Source organism: Clostridium senegalense JC122 (assembly GCF_000285575.1).
In the GTDB taxonomy this organism is placed as follows: Bacteria; Bacillota; Clostridia; order Clostridiales; family Clostridiaceae; genus Clostridium_J; species Clostridium_J senegalense.
In genome coordinates, this window is the sequence record NZ_CAEV01000126.1 from 1 (window position 1) to 1,374 (window position 1,374).

Annotated in this window: 1 protein-coding gene and 1 tRNA gene; both read right to left on the reverse strand. The window is 21.9% G+C overall.

Annotation, left to right across the window (positions count from 1 at the left end; translation table 11 throughout):
• Nucleotides 1-229: 229 nt before the first annotated feature.
• Nucleotides 230-394, reverse strand: coding sequence for a hypothetical protein (locus tag CSGHG_RS23665; protein ID WP_162829339.1), 165 nt, complete (start codon nucleotides 392-394; stop codon nucleotides 230-232).
• Nucleotides 395-1,294: 900 nt separating this feature from the next.
• A tRNA-Phe gene (locus tag CSGHG_RS19135) sits at nucleotides 1,295-1,370 on the reverse strand.
• Nucleotides 1,371-1,374 lie beyond the last annotated feature (4 nt).

Genomic DNA, 1,374 nt, shown 5'->3' on the forward strand with positions numbered 1-1,374 from the left:
CTGCTTACTTGCTTGCCTCAGCGACAAGATTTATTATATATAAAATTAATTAATACTTCTTGAATTTTTTTCTTATTTAATAAAATTTTGTTACATTTTCTTTGTTTTTCATCAATATTCTACATTTTACAACTGATGACACACTAGGTTCAGTTTGTTTTATTTTTAACAAAACAATATAAATAAAATAGAACTTATCGTTAAATAAGTTCTATTTTATTTATATTTTTTATTTTAATTTATGTGTTTCTGTATAGTTTTCCCTATCTGGAGTAGTGTAATGGAATTCTACACCTGCCTTTGCATTTCCACTTTTAGCTTTACCCTGTATCTCTGGAACTACTTCTTCTTTACTTCTATGCTCATAGTACCTCTTCATTCCTTTTTTAGCCATATATAACACCACCTTATAATATAAATTTCATTTATATTGTTTACTATAATTAAGTTTTATATTAATGATAAATATTAGTATATTTTTCTAACTATTATATTTATATAATTATAACTAGCTAAGAGTTATATAACAAACACTTTTAGTATTATTAGAAGTATGGTTAATAACAATCAACATAGCTCTTAATTAAAGTACGTTATAAAAAGTACGTTATAATTAGTAGTAAAATATTAAATTATTTATTCTGCAAAGTTACATACGTAGAATTAGAAACTACATTTATAAAAAATTTACATATACCTCATTATGTTCATAACATCATTGGAAATTTTTTATCTATCTATCCATATTCAAAGACAATTTTAAATTTTTAATTACTATTGCTATGTTTATTTTTTCAATAATAAATACTTGTACTAATTTTTATTTATTTTTTACTTATTTATAAGTTTATTCTTTATAGACTATATTCTTTTAGTTTCCAGTAATTAATATTCATTTTCTTTTACCTGGATACAATCCTAAACTTAAATTTATTAATAAAATTTTTATTGTTAGTAAAAATAATTATATCTATAAGTCAATAAAATTTTAGTAGTTAAACATAGTATATGAAACTAAAAATAAGTTTTTTAACTTAAAAATACAAGTAACATAGATTAACTAAAATAATCTGTTAGCCATTATTATATTGTTAATATTAATTCTTATTATTTGATAAATGCATAAATCTAAAAGTTATTAACAACAATCTTACAAAAAACAAAAAGTTATAAACAAAATCACAGTTATTTATGTGGATTTGTTTATAACTTCTATTTTTTTAATGTATATTGTTGATAACTTTTTATTTTTATTTTTGAATAAATAAAAAAAGCTTAGTAAAATTACTAAGCTTGGTGGCTCGAGCAGGAATCGAACCAGCGACACGAGGATTTTCAGTCCTCTGCTCTACCGACTGAGCTATCGAGCCATAC